At 71.3% G+C, this 17,607-nt stretch carries 16 protein-coding genes; 11 read left to right on the top strand and 5 right to left on the bottom strand.

All coding sequences use genetic code 11. The features are described from left to right. Window positions 1–191: 191 nt before the first annotated feature. Window positions 192–1,202: a rod shape-determining protein gene (mreB, locus tag NMN56_RS35640; protein ID WP_274044201.1), complete on the top strand. Its 1,011-nt coding sequence runs from the start codon at window positions 192–194 to the stop codon at window positions 1,200–1,202. 166 nt (window positions 1,203–1,368) lie between these two features. Here the strand turns inward: mreB and NMN56_RS35635 are convergent, their stop codons facing one another. Next, on the bottom strand, window positions 1,369–1,917 hold the full coding sequence (locus NMN56_RS35635; protein WP_274044265.1) for a hypothetical protein: 549 nt from the start codon (window positions 1,915–1,917) through the stop codon (window positions 1,369–1,371). 314 nt (window positions 1,918–2,231) lie between these two features. Here NMN56_RS35635 and NMN56_RS35630 point away from each other — a divergent pair, with 314 nt between their 5' ends. The 4 genes from NMN56_RS35630 (at window position 2,232) to NMN56_RS35615 (ending at window position 8,651) form a co-directional block, all read left to right on the top strand. After that, on the top strand, window positions 2,232–2,921 hold the full coding sequence (locus NMN56_RS35630) for an SDR family oxidoreductase (RefSeq protein WP_274044200.1): 690 nt from the start codon (window positions 2,232–2,234) through the stop codon (window positions 2,919–2,921). Window positions 2,922–3,000: 79 nt separating this feature from the next. After that, on the top strand, window positions 3,001–3,972 hold the full coding sequence (locus tag NMN56_RS35625; RefSeq protein WP_274044264.1) for a methionine synthase: 972 nt from the start codon (window positions 3,001–3,003) through the stop codon (window positions 3,970–3,972). A gap of 16 nt (window positions 3,973–3,988) precedes the next feature. Further along, on the top strand, window positions 3,989–6,178 hold the full coding sequence (gene ligA, locus NMN56_RS35620; RefSeq protein ID WP_274044199.1) for an NAD-dependent DNA ligase LigA: 2,190 nt from the start codon (window positions 3,989–3,991) through the stop codon (window positions 6,176–6,178). A 286-nt stretch (window positions 6,179–6,464) separates the two neighbouring features. Further along, entirely contained in the window at window positions 6,465–8,651 is a 2,187-nt protein-coding gene (locus NMN56_RS35615) for a putative bifunctional diguanylate cyclase/phosphodiesterase (RefSeq protein WP_274044198.1), read from the top strand. A gap of 121 nt (window positions 8,652–8,772) precedes the next feature. Here the strand turns inward: NMN56_RS35615 and NMN56_RS35610 are convergent, their stop codons facing one another. After that, a complete protein-coding gene (locus tag NMN56_RS35610; RefSeq protein ID WP_274044197.1) occupies window positions 8,773–9,291 on the bottom strand; it encodes a hypothetical protein in 519 nt (172 codons plus the stop codon). Between the two features lie 180 nt (window positions 9,292–9,471). On the opposite strand from NMN56_RS35610, the gene gatC reads away from it, so the two are divergent. Genes gatC through gatB form a run of 4 tightly spaced genes read left to right on the top strand, consistent with a single transcriptional unit; the run spans window position 9,472 to window position 13,055 of the window. Then, on the top strand, window positions 9,472–9,771 hold the full coding sequence (gatC, locus tag NMN56_RS35605) for an Asp-tRNA(Asn)/Glu-tRNA(Gln) amidotransferase subunit GatC (RefSeq protein WP_274044196.1): 300 nt from the start codon (window positions 9,472–9,474) through the stop codon (window positions 9,769–9,771). A gap of 5 nt (window positions 9,772–9,776) precedes the next feature. Beyond that, window positions 9,777–11,273 (top strand): Asp-tRNA(Asn)/Glu-tRNA(Gln) amidotransferase subunit GatA, encoded by a 1,497-nt coding sequence (gene gatA, locus NMN56_RS35600; RefSeq protein ID WP_430542797.1) that lies wholly within the window; start codon window positions 9,777–9,779, stop codon window positions 11,271–11,273. Continuing rightward, entirely contained in the window at window positions 11,270–11,515 is a 246-nt protein-coding gene (locus NMN56_RS35595; protein ID WP_274044194.1) for a hypothetical protein, read from the top strand. Before gatA ends, NMN56_RS35595 begins: the two co-directional genes overlap by 4 nt. A 31-nt stretch (window positions 11,516–11,546) precedes the next feature. Further along, the gene (gene gatB, locus NMN56_RS35590) at window positions 11,547–13,055 is read left to right on the top strand and encodes an Asp-tRNA(Asn)/Glu-tRNA(Gln) amidotransferase subunit GatB (protein WP_274044192.1); all 1,509 of its coding nucleotides are present in this window, start codon (window positions 11,547–11,549) and stop codon (window positions 13,053–13,055) included. Between the two features lie 84 nt (window positions 13,056–13,139). Here the strand turns inward: gatB and NMN56_RS35585 are convergent, their stop codons facing one another. Beyond that, complete coding sequence (locus NMN56_RS35585) at window positions 13,140–13,754, bottom strand: DUF1700 domain-containing protein (protein WP_274044191.1); 615 nt, start codon at window positions 13,752–13,754, stop codon at window positions 13,140–13,142. Then, window positions 13,741–14,160 (bottom strand): PadR family transcriptional regulator, encoded by a 420-nt coding sequence (locus NMN56_RS35580; RefSeq protein WP_274044190.1) that lies wholly within the window; start codon window positions 14,158–14,160, stop codon window positions 13,741–13,743. Before NMN56_RS35580 ends, NMN56_RS35585 begins: the two co-directional genes overlap by 14 nt. 285 nt (window positions 14,161–14,445) lie before the next feature. On the opposite strand from NMN56_RS35580, the gene NMN56_RS35575 reads away from it, so the two are divergent. Beyond that, window positions 14,446–14,862, top strand: coding sequence for a hypothetical protein (locus NMN56_RS35575; protein WP_274044189.1), 417 nt, complete (start codon window positions 14,446–14,448; stop codon window positions 14,860–14,862). A gap of 367 nt (window positions 14,863–15,229) precedes the next feature. After that, on the top strand, window positions 15,230–15,799 hold the full coding sequence (locus tag NMN56_RS35570; RefSeq protein ID WP_274044188.1) for a transglycosylase SLT domain-containing protein: 570 nt from the start codon (window positions 15,230–15,232) through the stop codon (window positions 15,797–15,799). Window positions 15,800–16,002: 203 nt separating this feature from the next. Here the strand turns inward: NMN56_RS35570 and NMN56_RS35565 are convergent, their stop codons facing one another. Continuing rightward, the gene (locus NMN56_RS35565; RefSeq protein WP_347178697.1) at window positions 16,003–17,436 is read right to left on the bottom strand and encodes a M81 family metallopeptidase; all 1,434 of its coding nucleotides are present in this window, start codon (window positions 17,434–17,436) and stop codon (window positions 16,003–16,005) included. Window positions 17,437–17,607 lie beyond the last annotated feature (171 nt).

Here is a 17,607-nt window from a genome sequence, read left to right as displayed (position 1 = left end):
CACCAAGTCGCGCTCCGACAGGTTAGATTGACGTAAAAACCAGCTCCGACCAGCGCCTTTCCGGATCCAGATTTCTGGGGGAGCGGTGGCCACGGCCCACCGCAGCAAACGGGACAGTTGGGTATGCTGCGGATGTCAGCACGACAATTCAGTACGTCTCGTACACCCCGCACCGAACATGGCGAGAACACATGGCTAAGCGCACCCCGTTCACGGCGGTCAACGGCCGCGACATCGGCATAGACCTTGGCACGGCCAACACCCTGGTGTATGCGCGCGGACGTGGCGTTGTCCTCGACGAACCCTCGGTCGTCGCGATCGACTCACGCACCGGAAAGGTCCTGGCAGTTGGGGCCGCAGCGCGCCAGGCGGTCGGCCGTACCCCGGGCTCGATCAGGGCCACCCGCCCGCTGAAGGGCGGAGTGATCACCGACTTCGAGGCGACGGAGGGAATGCTGAGGCACTTCATCAGGGCCGCTTCCGGTGGCAGACGAGGCCGTTCGCCGCGTGTGGTGGTGTGCGTGCCCAGCGGTGTGACGGGCGTCGAGCGGCGTGCGGTTCTCCAGACCGCTTCCCGCGCGGGTGCCCGTTCTGTCCGGCTGATCGAGGAGCCGATGGCCGCGGCGATCGGCGCGGGACTTCCTGTGCACGAGGCACGCGGCTCGATGGTGGTCGACATCGGCGGCGGCAGCACGGAGATCGCGATCATCTCGCTCGGCGGAATGGTCGCCTCCCATTCCGCCCGAGTGGCCGGCGACGCACTGGACGCCGCCATCGCCACCTATGTGGAGCGGCAGTTCGCGATCGCCGTCGGTGAACGCACCGCCGAGGAGATCAAGATGTCACTCGGCAGCGAACAGCCGGTGCCGGTGCGCGGACGCGACAAGAACACCGGTATGCCCAAGGTCGTCGAGCTGACGCCCGACGAGATCCGGGAAGCCGTCGAGCCGCCCGTACGCTCCATCGTCGCCGCCGTGCAGGCGGCGTTCGACGACTGCCCGCCGGAGCTGTACGGGGACGTGATGGAACGCGGCATCGTCCTCACGGGCGGCGGCGCGCTCCTGCACGGGCTGGACGAGCGGCTGGTGAAGGAGACCGGCATGCCGGTCGTCGTCGCCGACGAGCCGCTGGGATGTGTGGCGCTGGGAACGGGCCGCTGTCTGGAGGAGTTCGACAAGCTGGACTCGATCTTCGCCGCGTAGCCCCTCCGGGGAGGGGCCCGTTTCGAGGAGGGGGTGCCCCCGGGCAAGGGGCGCCCCTGCGAAGAGGGTGCCCCTGCGTCCTGCGTGCCCCTGACTGCGCGTCGCAGGCTGCCACTGATGCGTGGCCGGGCGCGCAGTTCCCCGCGCCCCTTCATGGGGCGCCCGCTCAACGTGCGGTGGGCGGGCGTTCCGTGAGGGGGAGGACCAGGACGCGGGAGAGCGAGGCGCTGGAGGGGCCCCAGCTCTCGCCCGCGTCCTGCCAGCCCCACGAGCGCAGGGAGGCGAGCGAGGCGTAGTCCTCGTGGCCCACCAACGTGGCGCCCAGCGAGGCGTGGTGGTCGATGATCAGCCGTTCCGCCAGCCGCCTGGCCACGTCCTTCTCCTGCGGCTGGGAGCGCACGAGCAGGGTGGTGACGACGAACACGTTGTCGCAGGCCGCCAGCAGGTCCAGGTCGTCGCCCGGCGGTGACCAGCCGGAGTCGGGCCTGCGGAAGCTGTCGCCCCGTGCGGGGAAGCCGAAGGCGCACCCCACCAGGCCGTTCGCCTCCGCGACCGCGAGCGCGAAGCCCGGCCGCTTGATGCGCGCCGTCAGATGGCTCAGGAAGTCCTCCCTGACCTGTTCGCGCCCACCGCACCGGGCGAACTCGCCCGGCGTTCTGGCGCGCAGCTCCATGTGCAGGTCGGCCAGTTCGTCCCGCAGCCCGTCGGCCAGCATCCGGTTCACACGGCGGAGCCGTACGGCCTCCAGCGTGGAGGCCCTGCCGCTGGGACGGGCAGGCGCCGGCGGGCGGGCCGGGGGTGCGGGACGCCTCTGCGCAGCGGGGAAAAAGGAGTGGGACCGCGTTAGGGGCATGACGCCTCAGTTCGTCGGAGGGGGCCCGTAGCGCGAAGCCGAGCGGCTGCGCCGTTTCGTCCGGGAGGTGCCCGGAGGGTGTCCGGGCGGTGATCCGGGTGGCGTCAGGGTCCGGGACGTCCACCCTCAGCATAGCTCGTGGGGCCGCACCGCCCGGCGTGCGAGAGCATGGGGGCATGGCAACACACGTGATCACAGGTGCGGGTTCCGGCATCGGCGCGCAGGTCGCACGCCGTCTCCTGGACCGCGGCGACACCCTTTATCTGCTCGCGCGGAACGCGGGCCGGGCCAAGGAGCTGGCCGAGCAGTTCGAGGGCGCCCACACGCTCGTGGGTGACCTCGGCGAACCCGAGCGCCTCTCCTGGGCGTTCGGCCACCAGACGCTCCCCGACAGCGTCGACTCCCTGCTGCACATCGCGGGCTTCGTCGAGCTGGGCACCGTCGGCGAGACCACCCCCAAGCTCTGGAACGCGACCCTCGCCGCCAACCTCGTCGCGCCGGCCGAGCTGACGAGGCTGTTCCTGCCGCAGCTGCGGCAGGCCGCCGGGCACGTCGTCTTCCTCAACTCCGGCGCCGGGCTGCGCGCCAACCCCGAGTGGGGCGCGTACGCGGCGAGCAAGCACGGCCTCAAGGCGCTGGCCGACGCGCTGCGCGCCGAGGAGGCCGGCAACCGGGTACGGGTCACCTCCGTCTATCCGGGCCGCACGGCGACCCCCATGCAGGAGAAGGTGCACAGGCAGGAGGGCAAGGAGTACGACGAGGGGCGCTTCATCCCGGTGGACGCCGTGGCCACGACGGTGCTCACCGCGCTCGACCTGCCCAGGGGCGCCGAGGTCACCGACCTCTCGGTGCGGCCCGGCGGCTGACTCGCCGTACGCTTCCCGGGTGAGCCAGAAGCGAGAGAACACCCCCTGGGGCCCGGCCGCCGCGAGCGGTATCGGGTCCATGCCCGGTACGGACGCACGCGAGGCGGCGAAGACCGTGACCGGGTCACTGGAGGCACCCCCGCACCTTCCGTACGTACCCGAACTGCCGGCCCGCGGACCCGGCGCCGACATGCTGGGGCGTACGGCGGGGATGCTCGCCGAGATGTACGTACACCTGGAGCCGAGCGGCTGGCGGATCAGCGACAGGCCGGGACGGGACACCCGCAGGGCCAGGTCCTGGCTGCGCGAGGACCTGGACGCCGTCGAGGAGTTCACCCAGGGCCACACCGGCGCGCTCAAGCTGTCGGTCACAGGGCCGTGGACGCTCGCCGCCGGTATGGAGCGGCGCAACGGCGAGCTGATGCTCGGTGACCCGGGCGCCTACCGCGACCTGGCGGCCTCGCTCGCCGAGGGCCTGCGGGAGCACCTCGCCGACCTGCGGCGCAGGGTGCCGGGCGCCACGCTCGTGCTCCAGCTCGACGAACCCTCGCTCACCGGCGTGCTCCAGGGCAGCGTGCCCACGGCCAGCGGGTACCGCACCCACGCCGCCGTTGACCGCGCGGTGGTCGAGGGCGTGCTGCGCGACCTCGCAGCGGTGCACGCGGGGCCCGTCGTGGTGCACTCGTGCGCGCCCCGCGTGCCGGTCGCGCTGCTGCGCAGGGCGGGCGTCGACGGGGTTTCCCTGGATGTCTCGTTGCTCACCGAGAGTGAGGACGAGGCGATCGGTGAGGCGGTCGAGGACGGCATGACGCTCTTCGCCGGTGTCGTGCCTCCGGTGGAGCCCGAAGGAGGGGCATTGTCAGACCCTGCCGGTAGCGTCGGGGGAGTCAGGTCGTTGTGGCGCAGGCTCGGGCTCTCCCCCGAGCTGCTCGCCCGGTCCGTCGTGGTCACTCCCACGTGCGGGCTGGCGGGGGCCTCGCCCGCTCACGCGCGCGGAGCGCTCGCCCACTGCGTCCAGGCTGCGAGATCACTCGCTGACAACCCTGCGTAACGGGAGGACTGAATCGGTGGCTGGCGAACAGGACGTGGCGGTGGCCCCGGGGCCGCGGGAGGAACACGCACGCCTCGCGGAGCAGATCGAGGAGCACCGCTTCCGGTACTACGTCAAGGACGCACCCGTCGTCAGCGACGCGGAGTTCGACACGCTGCTGCGCCAGCTGGAGGCGCTGGAGGAGGAGCACCCCCAGCTCCGCACCCCCGACTCGCCCACCCAGAAGGTCTCGGGGCACTACGAAACCGAGTTCACCGAGGTCGCGCACCGCGAGCGGATGCTGTCGCTGGACAACGCGTTCGACGACGCGGAGCTGGGCGAGTGGGCCGAGCGGGTCGCGCGGGAGCTGGAGGGGGTGGAGTACCACTTCCTGTGCGAGCTGAAGGTGGACGGCCTCGCGGTCAACCTCACCTACGAGCACGGCAGGCTGACCCGCGCCGCCACCCGCGGCGACGGGCGTACGGGCGAGGACATCACGCCCAACGTGCGCACGATCTCCGACATCCCCGAGCGGCTCAGCGGTGAGCGTGTCCCCGATCTGGTGGAGATCAGGGGCGAGGTCTTCTTCCCCATGGAGCGCTTCGAGGAGCTGAACGCGCGCCTGGTCGAGGCGGGCGAGAAGCCGTTCGCCAACCCGCGCAACGCGGCGGCGGGTTCGCTGCGCCAGAAGGACCCGCGCGTGACGGCGACCCGTCCGCTGCACATGGTCGTGCACGGCATCGGCGCGCGCGAGGGCTCGGCCGCCGGCACCTTCGACCGCCTCTCGGACGCCTACGCCCTGCTGGGCGAGTGGGGTCTGCCCACCTCGCCGCACAACAGAGTGGTGGACGGGCTCCAGGGCGTGCGCGACTTCATCGCGTACTACGGCGAGCACCGGCACTCCGTCGAGCACGAGATCGACGGCGTCGTGGTGAAGCTGGACGAGATCCGTCTCCAGGGCCGGCTGGGCTCCACCTCGCGCGCGCCGCGCTGGGCCATCGCCTGGAAGTACGCGCCCGAGGAGGTCAACACCAAGCTGGTCGACATCCGCGTCGGCGTCGGGCGCACGGGCCGGGTGACGCCGTACGCCGTGGTGGAGCCGGTCACGGTCGCGGGCTCCGAGGTGGAGTTCGCGACGCTCCACAACCAGGAGGTCGTCAAGTCCAAGGGCGTCTTCATCGGGGACACCGTCGTGCTGCGCAAGGCGGGCGACGTCATCCCCGAGATCCTCGGTCCTGTCGCCGATCTGCGGGACGGCAGCGAGCGGGAGTTCGTGATGCCGGCGGAGTGCCCCGAGTGCGGCTCTGCGCTCCAGCCGATGAAGGAGGGGGACATCGACCTGCGGTGTCCCAACGCGCGCTCGTGCCCGGCCCAGTTGCGCGAGCGCCTCTTCTATCTGGCGGGCCGCAAGTGCCTGGACATCGAGCACTTCGGGTACGTGGTGGCCAGCGCGCTCACCCAGCCGCTGGAGCCGGCCGAGCCGCCGCTGCGGGACGAGGGCGGCCTCTTCGACCTCACGGTCGAAGACCTGCTGCCGATCGTCGCCTATGTCGTCGACCAGGACAGCGGCCTGCCCAAGCGCGACCCGAAGACCGGCGAGGACAAGGTGGTCACCCTCTTCGCCAACCAGAAGGGCGAGCCGAGGAAGAACACCCTGGCCATGCTGGAGAACATCCAGGCGGCCAAGGACCGCCCGCTCGCCCGGATCATCACGGGCCTTTCCATCCGGCATGTGGGCCCCGTCGCCGCCGAGGCACTGGCCCACGAGTTCCGCTCGCTGGACCGGATCGCGGAGGCCGACGAGGCGGAGCTGGCGGCAACCGAGGGCGTCGGGCCGACGATCGCCGCCTCGCTGAAGGCATGGTTCGCCGAGGACTGGCACCGCGAGATCGTGGAGCGCTGGCGGGCCGCCGGGGTCCGGATGGAGGAAGAGGCCACGGGCGAGGAGGGCCCGCGCCCGCTGGAGGGCGTCACCGTGGTCGTCACCGGGACCCTCGCGACCTACACCCGGGACGGTGCCAAGGCGGCGCTCCAGGAGCGCGGCGCCAAGGTGACCGGATCCGTATCGAAAAAGACTGGATTCGTCGTGGTGGGGGACAACCCGGGAACGAAATATGACAAGGCTGTGCAGGTAAAGGTGCCGATTCTGGACGACAACGGCCTCGCTGTCCTGTTGGAGCAGGGGCCGGATGCCGCACGCGAAGCGGCTCTTCCGACGGAGGAATAGGCCGGTAACGGACAGGGGCGAGTCCGGGTCATGTCCCAACGCCCGTGCGTGGCGCCCCTTTTCGCGCACGGGCACCACTCGCCCCCACATGCCCCCTCCTTTCCGCCCCCCGGCAGGCGCGGATTGGTCGCAGCACCCGTACGGTGCGGGGAAGATGGGCACGATCGTCGTAGACGCATTCAGGCAACAGCGGCCGATCGCTGCCCCTCTCCCCAGCCAGCGGCCTACTGTTGAAGCGTGAGCCTGTGGCGAGGGACAGGCGCGGACGGCTGCGAGAGGGACCAGGATGCTGGAATTCTCCGGGGGATCCCAACCCCCGTTCTCCCGCCTGCCCTCGGACGGCGCGGGCGGCGCGGCACAGGGCACAGGACGAGGGAGGGACGCCGCCGGGGCACCGGCGTCAGGTGGCACGCGTGTCACCGGTGAGGAACCTCCCTGGCTCCAGCGGTTCGTGGCCCTGCGCCCTCCGCTGCTGCCCGCCGTCGTGCTCGCGGCTGCGGCCGTGGCGCTCATCCTCGGCGTCGTCCGTGTCCTCGCACGCGGGCACGCGCTCTTCCCCGACGGCTCGGCCGGCTGGTCGTTCGCGGTGCTCACCGGCTGCGTCGTCGCGCACCTGGTGGCCACGGGCCGCGAGCGCTGGTGGGGCGGCACGGGCTCGGCGCCCGCACTGACCCTCGCCATCCTGCTGCTGTGCGGCTGGGTGCCAGCGCTGCTCGTCAGCCTCGCCGTCGTCGTGCTCGTCGGTGCCGCACGCCGCCACCGCTGGCGGCAGGCGTTCGTGCACGGCGCCATCGACATCCTCGGCGTCGGAGCCGGAGCGCTCACCCTCGCGCTCTTCGGCGTGCGCCCCTCCGTCGAGGAGCCCTGGGAGCCCGAGACATGGACGCTCTCGGCAGTGCCCGAGATCATCCTCGTCGCCGGGGCCTATCTCTTCGTCACCCGCGCCCTCCAGTGGTTCACCGTCGCGCCGCACGCCACCGGACTGCCCTCGGCCCTGCGCACCGGGCTCGTACGGCAGGGCCTCGTCGGCGTCGCGCTCCTCGGCATCGCCCCGCTCATCGCGGTCGTCGCCGTCCACAAGCCGCTGCTGCTCCCGCTGTTCGCCGTGCCGCTCATCGCGCTCGACGCCACCTTGCGCATCGCCCGCGCCCGCGCCGAGGAGCAACTGCGCGACCCGCTCACCGGGTTGCCCAACCGGCTGTGGCTCCTGGAGCGCACCTGGTCCGCGCTGGACGAGGCCGAACGCAAGGGCACGCGTGCCGCGCTCGTCCTCATCGACCTCGACCGCTTCCGCTCCGTCAACGACACCCTCGGCCATCTCGCGGGCGACAGGCTCCTGTTGCAGATAGCGGAACGCCTGCGCGCCGCGCTCCCGCGCGGGGCCGAGGCGGCGCGGCTGGGCGGCGACGAGTTCGCCGTGCTGCTGCCCGCCGCCGACTCCACCACCAGCGCCAAGCGCATCGCACGCGGCCTCGTCTCCGCGCTCAGCTCCCCGCTCGACCTGGACGGGCTCACCCTCGTACTGGAGGCCAGCGCGGGCGTCGCCGTCTTCCCGGACCACGCGCGCGAGGCCGAGGGCCTGCTGCGCCGCGCCGACGTGGCCATGTACGAGGCCAAGCGGGACCGTACGGCCGTCGAGGTCTACGAGGCGACCAGGGACGGCAACACCCCCGACCGCCTCGGGCTGCTCGCCGACCTGCGCCGCGCGCTCGACGCCGGCGAGGTCGAGCTGCACTACCAGCCGAAGGTCGGCTTCGACGGCACCGTCTCCGGACTGGAGGCCCTGGTGCGCTGGGTGCACCCCGAGCGCGGCCGGGTACCCCCCGACGAGTTCATCGCCATCGCGGAGACCTCGGGCCTCATGCCGCGCCTCACCGAGTACGTACTGGAGACCGCGCTGGCCCAGGTCGCCACCTGGCGCTCCTGCGGGCTCATGGTCCCCGTCGCCGTCAACGTCTCGCCCCGCGACGTGCACTCACCGGGCTTCGCGGGCGCCGTCGCCGCGCGCCTCGCCCGGCACGGGGTCCCGCCCGGCGCGCTCCAACTGGAGATCACCGAGCATGTCCTCCTGGAGGACCCGCAGCAGGCGGCCGACACGCTCGCCGGACTGACGGGGCACGGCGTCAAGATGTCGCTGGACGACTTCGGCACCGGCTACTCCTCGCTCGTACACCTGCGCCGGCTGCCCGTCAGCGAGCTGAAGATCGACCGCTCGTTCGTCGCCAGACTGGCCGTCGACACCGAGGACGCCGAGATCGTGCGCTGCACCGTCGACCTCGCGCATTCGCTGGGGCTGCTGGTCGTGGCCGAGGGCGTGGAGGACGACGAGACCTGGGAGCGGCTGCGCGATCTCGGCTGCGACGCGGTGCAGGGGTGGCTGGTCGCCGCGGCCATGCCCCCCGGCGAGACGACGGCCTGGCTCCGCGCCCGCGAGGCCCCGTCGCGGGCCCTGCCTCCGGCGCGTACGCCGTAGATACGTACGGCCCGGGCGCGTAGGGCGCAGGTACGTACGGCCCGGGCCCTACGGCAGGGCGGAGCCCGGTACCCGCCGGGCCCGTTGGGGGAGGCCGGCGACGTCGGCCTCCCCGCCCGTTCTACGGCTGTCCGTACACCCGTCCGTCCTTGAGCGTGAAGTGCTCGGTGGGCGAGCAGCCGATGGACGGGGTCACGGTGAGGCTCACCTCGATCGGTGCCGGGTTCGTGGAGCCGGCGGTGAAGCGGCACACCGCGCCGTTGCCGGTCAGCGGATACCAGAACCAGCCGCCCGTCTCACCGATCGTGACCCGGTCCGTCTCCTTCCACGCGCCGGAGGTGTGGCCGTAGACGGTCAGCCGCACGCTGGCCGCGTAGGGGTCGCCGGTGTCGCGGAGGGCCGTGAGCGCGAGCTTGTAGTCGTCGCCGAGGGTGGTCGTGGCGATCCGTTCCTCCTCAACGGCCTTGCCGGCCGGCGCCACTTCGGCCCCCGCAGAGGCAGAGGCGGTGGCGGAAGGGGCGGCGGCCGAGGCCGTTGCCGTCGTCGAGCCCGCGACGAGCGCGGCGGCAGCGGTGGCGGCGGCGAGCGCTGCGGCACGTACGTGACGTGAGCGGCGCCGGTCGGTGGTGGTGCGCTTCATGAATCCCCCAGTGTCAGCGCGATGAGGAGACGGAAATCCGTCTCTGTCTGTGGACACCCGAGGCATGTCCGGGGTTGTACGAGCCCGTGTGCGGGTCCGTTCACAAGCCCTTCGCGGGCATGGCCGCCCGCCCCATAGGATTGGGGCGGAAAATCCATCACTCACCCAGAGGACCGCTGCATGCCTGGCATCTCACGCGAGGAGGTCGCCCACCTCGCGAAGCTGGCACGCCTGGAGCTGAAAGGCGAAGAGCTCGACCACTTCGCCGGACAGCTCGACGACATCATCGGCGCTGTTGCCGCCGTCTCGGATGTCGCCGACGAGGACGTACCACCGACCTCCCACCCGCTCCCGCTCACCAACGTCATGCGACCGGACGAGGTCCGCCCGTCGCTGACGGCGCAGCAGGCGCTCTCCGGAGCGCCCGCGCAGGAGCAGCAGCGTTTCAAGGTGCCACAGATTCTGGGGGAGGAGGCATGACCGGCATGAACACGGACCTCATCAAGCTCTCGGCCGCCGAGATCGCGGGCAGGATCGCGCGGGGCGAGGTGACGGCCGTCGAGGTGGCGGAGGCGCATCTCGCGCGCATCGAGGCCGTCGACGAGAAGGTCCACGCGTTCCTGCACGTGGACCGCGAGGGCGCCCTCGCCGCGGCGCGCGAGGTCGACGCGAAGCGCGAGCGGGGCGAGACGCTGGGTCCGCTCGCCGGCGTCCCCGTGGCGCTGAAGGACATCTTCACGACCGAGGGCATCCCGACGACGGTGGGATCGAAGATCCTCGAAGGCTGGATCCCGCCGTACGACGCGACGGTGACCAGGCGCCTCAAGGAGGCGGACGTCGTCATCCTCGGCAAGACCAACATGGACGAGTTCGCCATGGGGTCCTCGACCGAGAACAGCGCGTACGGCCCCACGGGCAACCCCTGGGACCTGACCCGTGTCCCCGGGGGCTCGGGCGGCGGCTCCTCGGCCTCGCTCGCCGCGTACGAGGCGCCGCTCGCGCTCGGCACGGACACCGGCGGCTCGATCCGCCAGCCGGCGGCCGTGACCGGCACGGTCGGCGTGAAGCCGACGTACGGCGGGGTCTCCCGCTACGGCATGGTGGCCTTCTCCTCGTCCCTGGACCAGGGCGGCCCCTGCGCCCGTACGGTGCTGGACGCCGCGCTGCTGCACAGCGTGATCGCCGGGCACGACGAGATGGACTCCACCTCCATCGACCAGCCCGTCCCCGACGTGGTCGAGGCCGCGCGGAACGGCGAGGTGCGGGGCCTGCGGATCGGCATCGTCAAGGAGTTCCGCGGCGAGGGCTACCAGGCCGGAGTGATGCAGCGCTTCGACGAGTCCGTCGAGCTGCTGCGCGAACTGGGCGCCGAGATCGTGGAGCTGTCCTGCCCCTCGTTCACCAAGGCGCTCGCCGCCTACTACCTCATCGCGCCCTCCGAGTGCTCCTCCAACCTCGCGCGCTTCGACGCGATGCGCTACGGCCTGCGCGTCGGCGACGACGGCACGCACTCCGCCGAGACGGTCACCGCGCTCACCCGCGAGGCCGGCTTCGGCGACGAGGTCAAGCGCCGCGTGATGCTCGGTACCTACGCGCTCAGCTCCGGCTATTACGACGCGTACTACGGCTCGGCGCAGAAGGTACGTACGCTGATCGCCCGTGACTTCGAGAAGGCGTTCGAGCAGGTGGATGTGGTGGTCTCGCCCACGACGCCCACCACGGCCTTCCCGATCGGTGAGCGCGCCGACGACCCGGTGGCGATGTACCTCGCCGACCTGTGCACCATCCCGTCCAACCTGGCGGGCAACTCCGCCATGTCACTGCCGTGCGGACTCGCGCCCGAGGACGGGCTCCCGGTGGGGCTTCAGATCATGGCCCCCGCCATGGCCGATGACCGGCTCTACCGTGTCGGTGCGGCGGTCGAAGCCGCGCTGGAGGCACGTTGGGGTCACCCGCTGCTAGAGGAGGCACCGTCGCTGTGAGTGGAAAGCTGAGCAAGGCCAAGGACTTCAAGAAGTCGAAGCCCGGTACGTACCTGTCCATCGGCACCACGCTCTTCGGGGCCGTCAGTGTCGCGAAGCAGGCGAAGAAGGCGAAGCTGGAGGGCGACAAGCTCCAGCTCGTGGACGCCGTCGTGTCCGCCGCCGCCATCGTGACCGGCGTCGCTCTGCTCGTACGAGAACTGCGCCGGATGACCTCCGACGACGTGCTCGCGGACGACTGACGACCGACGCGGGAGAGAAAGGTAAGTTTCCGTGACCGTCACTGAACTGGTGTCGTACGACGAGGCGCTGGCCACGTACGACCCCGTCATGGGCCTTGAGGTCCATGTCGAACTCGGCACCAGGACCAAGATGTTCTGCGGCTGTTCGACGGAGCTGGGTGCCGATGCCAACAGCCAGGTCTGCCCGACCTGTCTGGGCCTGCCCGGCGCGCTTCCGGTCGTCAACGCGTCCGGCGTCGAGTCCGCGATCCGCATCGGCCTCGCCCTGCACTGCGAGATCGCCGAATGGTGCCGCTTCGCCCGGAAGAACTACTTCTATCCGGACATGCCGAAGAACTTCCAGACCTCCCAGTACGACGAGCCGATCGCCTTCAACGGCTATCTGGACGTCCAGCTGGAGGACGGGGAGGTCTTCCGCGTCGAGATCGAACGCGCGCACATGGAGGAGGACACCGGCAAGTCCACCCACGTGGGCGGGGCGACGGGCCGCATCCACGGCGCCTCGCACTCGCTGCTCGACTACAACCGCGCGGGCATCCCGCTCATCGAGATCGTCACCAAGCCCATCGAGGGCGCGGGTGAGCGTGCCCCCGAAGTCGCCAAGGCGTACGTCGCCGAGCTGCGCGAGCTGATCAAGGCGCTCGGCGTCTCCGAGGCCCGGATGGAACAGGGCCAGATGCGCTGCGACGTGAACCTCTCGCTGCGCCCCAAGGGTCAGAAGAAGTTCGGTACCCGCAGCGAGACGAAGAACGTCAACTCGCTGCGCAGTGTCGAGCGCGCGGCCAGGTTCGAGGTCCAGCGGCACGCCGCCGTGCTCTCGTCCGGCGGCACGATCGTGCAGGAGACCCGCCACTTCCACGAGGAGGACGGCTCCACCACGTCGGGCCGCGTCAAGGAGGAGGCGGAGGACTACCGCTACTTCCCCGAGCCCGACCTCGTGCCCGTCGCCCCCTCACGCGAGTGGGTCGAGGAGCTGCGCGCCACCCTCCCCGAGCCGCCGCGCGAACGCCGTAACCGGCTGCGCGAGGAGTGGGGCATCACCGAGCACGAGATGCAGTCCGTGCTCAACGCGGGCGCCGTGGACCTGATCGTCGCCACGATCGAGGCGGGCGCCGACGCGGCTTCGGCCCGCAAGTGGTGGATGGGCGAACTGGCCCGCAGCGCCAACGAGGCAGGCGTCGAGCCGGCCGCGCTGACGATCACCCCGGCGGACGTCGCGCGGATCTCGGCACTGGTCGCCGAGGGTTCCCTCAACGACAAGCTGGCCCGCCAGACCATCGAGGGCGTTCTCGCGGGCGAGGGCACCCCCGACGAGGTCGTCGAGAAGCGCGGCCTCGCCGTGGTCTCCGACGAGGGCGCGCTCGGCACCGCCGTCGACGAGGCGATCGCCGGCAACCCGGCCATCGCCGACAAGATCCGCGGCGGCAAGGTCGCCGCAGCGGGCGCCCTGGTCGGCGCCGTCATGAAGGCCACACGCGGCCAGGCGGACGCAGGGCGGGTCAAGGAGCTGATCCTGGAGAAGCTGGGCGTCGAGGGCTGACCGCGCGTTTCCACGCCAACGAGGGGCGGCACACCGGAAGTTTACCGGTGTGCCGCCCCTCGTGGTGTCCCGTGGTGTGCGGGTTCAGTCGCGGCGGTGGGTCATCCACAGCCAGACGGAGATGGCGAGCGGGAAGACGACCTGCACGGTGTGCACGGCGGCCAAGGCCCCGTCGCCCACCGGGTCGGCGCCGAGCACGGCCAGGTTCGGGATGAGGATGCAGGCGAAGCTGAGCACCGTGCCCCACGTCTTCTGGGCCGTTGTCCAGCGCAGCGTCACCCACAGCATGACGACGCCCGCGATGCGCAGCAGGCTCGCGATGACACCCCCGCCGAAGTCGGCCGCCAGCAGTCCGACCGGGGTGGCTATGGCCAGCAGGACGACCGTGATCCAGGCGGGTATGCGGGTACGGGCCGAGGGCTGACGCGGTGCCGTGGGGCCGGTAGGGCCCGCGGGTCCCGGTCGGCCGACGCCGGTCTCGCCGAGCGCGGTGGCGGCGATGGTGCGGGGGTCGCCCAGCTCGCGCAGCACGCTCCGTACGGCGTCCGCGTCCTGCTCCTGCCGCTCGGCGAGGGTCACCTCGATGTGCTCTGCCAGGTCGGCGAGCAGCTCCTGGCGCCGGTCGGCGGGCAGCCCGGACGTCTCACGCTCGACCGCCGTCAGGTACTGCTGGACTGCCTCGTTCTCAGCGGTCTTCACGTTGCTCCTTCAGGTGCTTCATGGGGGGATGGGAGGGGTCGGACCGGGGTGTGCCGAGAAACAGGTCGACGGCATCCCGGAAGTCCGGCCAGATGGCGGCGAACGCGTCCAGTGCCGCACGCCCTGTCGGGGTCAGTTCGTAGTAGCGCCGGGGCGGGCCCGACGTGGACTCCTGCCAGTTGGTGGCGACCAGCTCGTCCCGGCGCAGCCGGGACAGCAGCGGATACACCGTGCCCTGGCTGGTCGCCATCAGCTCGACGGCTTCCAGGCCGCGCAGCAGCTCGACGGCGTACCGCGGGCCGTCGCGCAGCAGCGCGAGCACGCAATACTCCAGTACGCCCTTGCGCAGCTGGCTCGCCGCCTTTCCGGCCTGCGTCGCAGGGTTACTTGCCTCGGCAGGTTCCATGCAATGCACAGTACCTTGCGAGGGGTGTTACGGAAAAGCCCGGGGTGGGTCAGGGGTGGCCCAGGCGGGTGGGCCATAGGTGCGGGCGGGGTGCGGGCGGCCCCGCCCCCGGCCTCCCCGTCGGGAGCGAACTCCCCGAAGAAGTGCACCTCTGTCGTGAGCCGCTCCTTACGGTCCTGTACGTGCGGTGTGCAGCGGGCCGAGAGCCGTGTTCCGTCGGTCAGCGCCTCATGCATCTCCAGCCGGCTCTCCGGCCTGGTCTTGCGCACGGGGCGGGTGCGCGCGATGAGCTTGTCGCGGTCCGTCCGGTGCCCGTCGGCGATCTGGGCGATGTCCGGGCTGGTCCAGCGGGTCGCCGCCAGGCCCCAGGTGCCCGATGCGTCCGTGCCCAGCACGCCTCCGTCACCGGATGTGCTCAAGCGGATCGTTCGCCGAGGTCAGGAGGCGGGCCAGTGCAGCGGCGCGCTCTCTGCGGACTGGCTCTCTCTCGGCATCGTGCAGCTCGCCCATGGCGCCGCGGGCGAGACCGAAGCGGGCCCGCATGGGCGCGGCCCCGGCCCGCAGCGCGCTTCACGTGAGCTGCTGCGGATCCTGGGCTGCGCTGCCCCGGGTGGCGGGAAGGACGCGGGCAGGGGCGCGGACAAGGATCCGGGCGGGGGTTCGGTAGGGGGTCCGAGTGTGGGTTCCGGCGGGGGCGCGTGAAGGGGGTCCGTTTTGGCGTGATTGGTGGGGATATGGGGCGGCAAAATGAGTGCGTTATGCACATGACCCATGACCCGCTGTCGATCTGAAGCGCCCGGTGGGAGGGGGTATTTGTGAGGCGACCCATAGGGGCCACGTCACTCACGAACCCCTGTCGTATGTCCGATGTATCCGATTCGCGGGCGTGGGGCTCTCGGTCCATCAGGAGGGGCAAAACGGACTAAGCGGGATAGTACGTCACATATTTGCGGTGCTCCGGGGGTGCTCTCCACGGTGGGGGCAGATCGCAAGACGTCGGAACGAACCCGGCGCTCACCGCCACTCCGGCATCTGCGATGACGTCCCCTGAGAAAGGCTTCCCGCTCTCATGCGTAACGCCCTCACTGGCACCGTCCGTAACACCAAGCTCGCCCGTATCACCACCACCGGCATCACCGCGCTGGGTGCTGCAGGTATCGCCACCGCGGCGATGGCCGGCACCGCGCAGGCGGCGCCCACTCCCGCCAAGCCCGCAGCGCAGGTCTCCGCGAAGGCCGCCGCGGCCAAGGACTCCAAGGCCGCGAAGGCCGACAAGGACTCCAAGGCCGACAAGGCCGACGACAAGGCGAAGGGGCACGCGGACAACCTGGACGGCTGGATCCGTGAGGCGCGCGCCATCATGAAGGACAAGGACATTCCCGGGTCCTACGACAGCATCAAGCGGAACATCATCCGCGAGTCGGCCGGTGACCCCAACGCGTCCAATGACTGGGACGTGAATGCGAAGAAGGGCACGCCCTCGCGTGGTCTGCTCCAGGTGATCCAGCCCACGTTCGACCAGTTCCACGTCAAGGGCACCAAGGACAAGCTCACCGACCCGGTGGCCAATATCGTCGCCGCCTGTAACTACGCGGCCGACCGCTACGGCTCCATGGACAACGTCGACTCGGCGTACTGAGTGAGCGGAATGGACCCGGCGGGCTCAGCCCGCCGCTCCACCGGGGGCGGCCCGGGGGCCGCCCCATCCCCGCGCACATGAAGAGGAGCGGGTGAGAGGAACACTTCCTCTCACCCGCTCCTCTTTGTCGTGCGGGCTCGTTGCGTGGGCTCGTTGCGTGGGCTCTCTGGGCGGGGGCGGTGGCCTTCAGCCGGAAGGGCGGTTCACAGCAGCACCGGGGCAAGGTCCGGATCGGTGAAGCCCTCGTCGTCGAACGGGTAGAGGGGGCGGGCGATGCGGGTGTGGCCGAGGCGGAGGAGGTCCTGGTCGACGCCGCCGGGGGTGAGGGCGAGGAGCCAGTCCGCCGCCATGGCGTACAGCTCGGGTTCCAGGTAGCCGATCTTGACCACGACCAGGTCATAGCCGCGGGGGTCCAGCTCGCCGAAGTCGGCCAGGGTGTGGAACGGCTTGCGGCGCTCGGTGAGGACGGCGGTGACCCCGCCCCGCCGTACGGCCGCCGCGCGTACCCCGTCGAGGACCTGGAGGGAGACGACCTCGCCTGTCAGCTCGTACGGCTCGGCGTGGGGGCCCGTGCCGGCGCTGACGTGGCCGCCGACCCACAGGGTGACCTCGGCACCCGTGCCCGCTGCGAAGCAGGCGGCGACGGCGGCGGGGTCCGTGATGCCGGGGTGCAGGGCCGTGGCGCGGCCGGTGGCGAGGTCGTCGTGGGCGAGGAGGCGCCCGAGCATGTAGGCGAGGTCGCCGGCGCCGCCCGCCGTGGGGTTGTCGCCCGAGTCGCTGATCAGGAACGGGCGGGCCTGGGAGGCCACGGCGCGCGCGACGCACTCGTCCGCCTGCCCGGTGGGGCCGACGAAGGTGAATTCATGCCGTGACTCCCAGTAGCCGCGGGCCAGCATTCCGGCCTGCGCCGAGACGAGTTCGGCGTCGTCCCCTGTGACGACTACGGCGGCGCGGCAGCGTGGTTCGTCGGCCCAGGCGTAGCCGACCCAGATCGCGGCGTCGGTGACCCCGTCCAGCGCTTCGACGTCCGCGAGCGAGCCGTACAGGGACGTGGCGGGCTCCAGCCGGGTGCTGGTCTTCTCGCCCGGCAGCAGCACGGGCACCTGGACCCAGGCGCGGTACGGGCGGCCCGCACCGGTCGCCAGGCGCGCGACGAGCTTGCGCGCCGCGCGCTCCCGGGTCTCCCAGGCGTCCTCGTGGGGGGCGAGGCGGTGGGCCGTGAGGAGGTCGAGGTGGCGCGCGAACTCGTACGACACGTTGCCGTGCAGGTCCATGGCCGCGGAGATCATGGCGTCGGGACCGGTCGCCTCGCGTACGGCGGCGGTCAGTCCGGCCTCGGCGTCGGTGAGCCCGACCACGCTCATCGCACCGTGTATGTCGTACACGAGCCCGTCGAGGGGACCGGCCTCCCGTATGCGGTCGGTGAGTTCGTCCCGTATGCGCTCGTACGTCTCCCGCTCTACGGGGCCCCCGGGCAGTGCGACGGCGTGCACCAGCGGCACCCACTCGACCTGCGCCGCCATCGGGTCGGCGGGATCGGTCCAGGTGTAGCGGGAGAGGAGGTCGGCGCCGCGGGTGACGCGGAAGTCCTCGTACGTGGTGCGGTGCGGGCAGAACCCGCTGGACTCGATGGACATGCCACCGATGCCTACGCGCAGCGTGCGCCCCGGCACGTGGCCCGGAGCCGTGGCCGGGGCCCTGCCCGGGGCCCTGCCCTGAGTGTGGCCGGGGGACTGCCCCGGAGCGTGGCCCGGAACGGGGGCGGGGTCGGGGGGTGCGGGTGTCATCAGGACATCGCTTCCTTTCCG

Origin of the sequence: Streptomyces iconiensis, assembly GCF_028657195.3 — a bacterium.
Classification (GTDB): domain Bacteria; phylum Actinomycetota; class Actinomycetes; order Streptomycetales; family Streptomycetaceae; genus Streptomyces; species Streptomyces iconiensis.
This window is presented reverse-complemented; position numbering and strand designations above follow the sequence as displayed.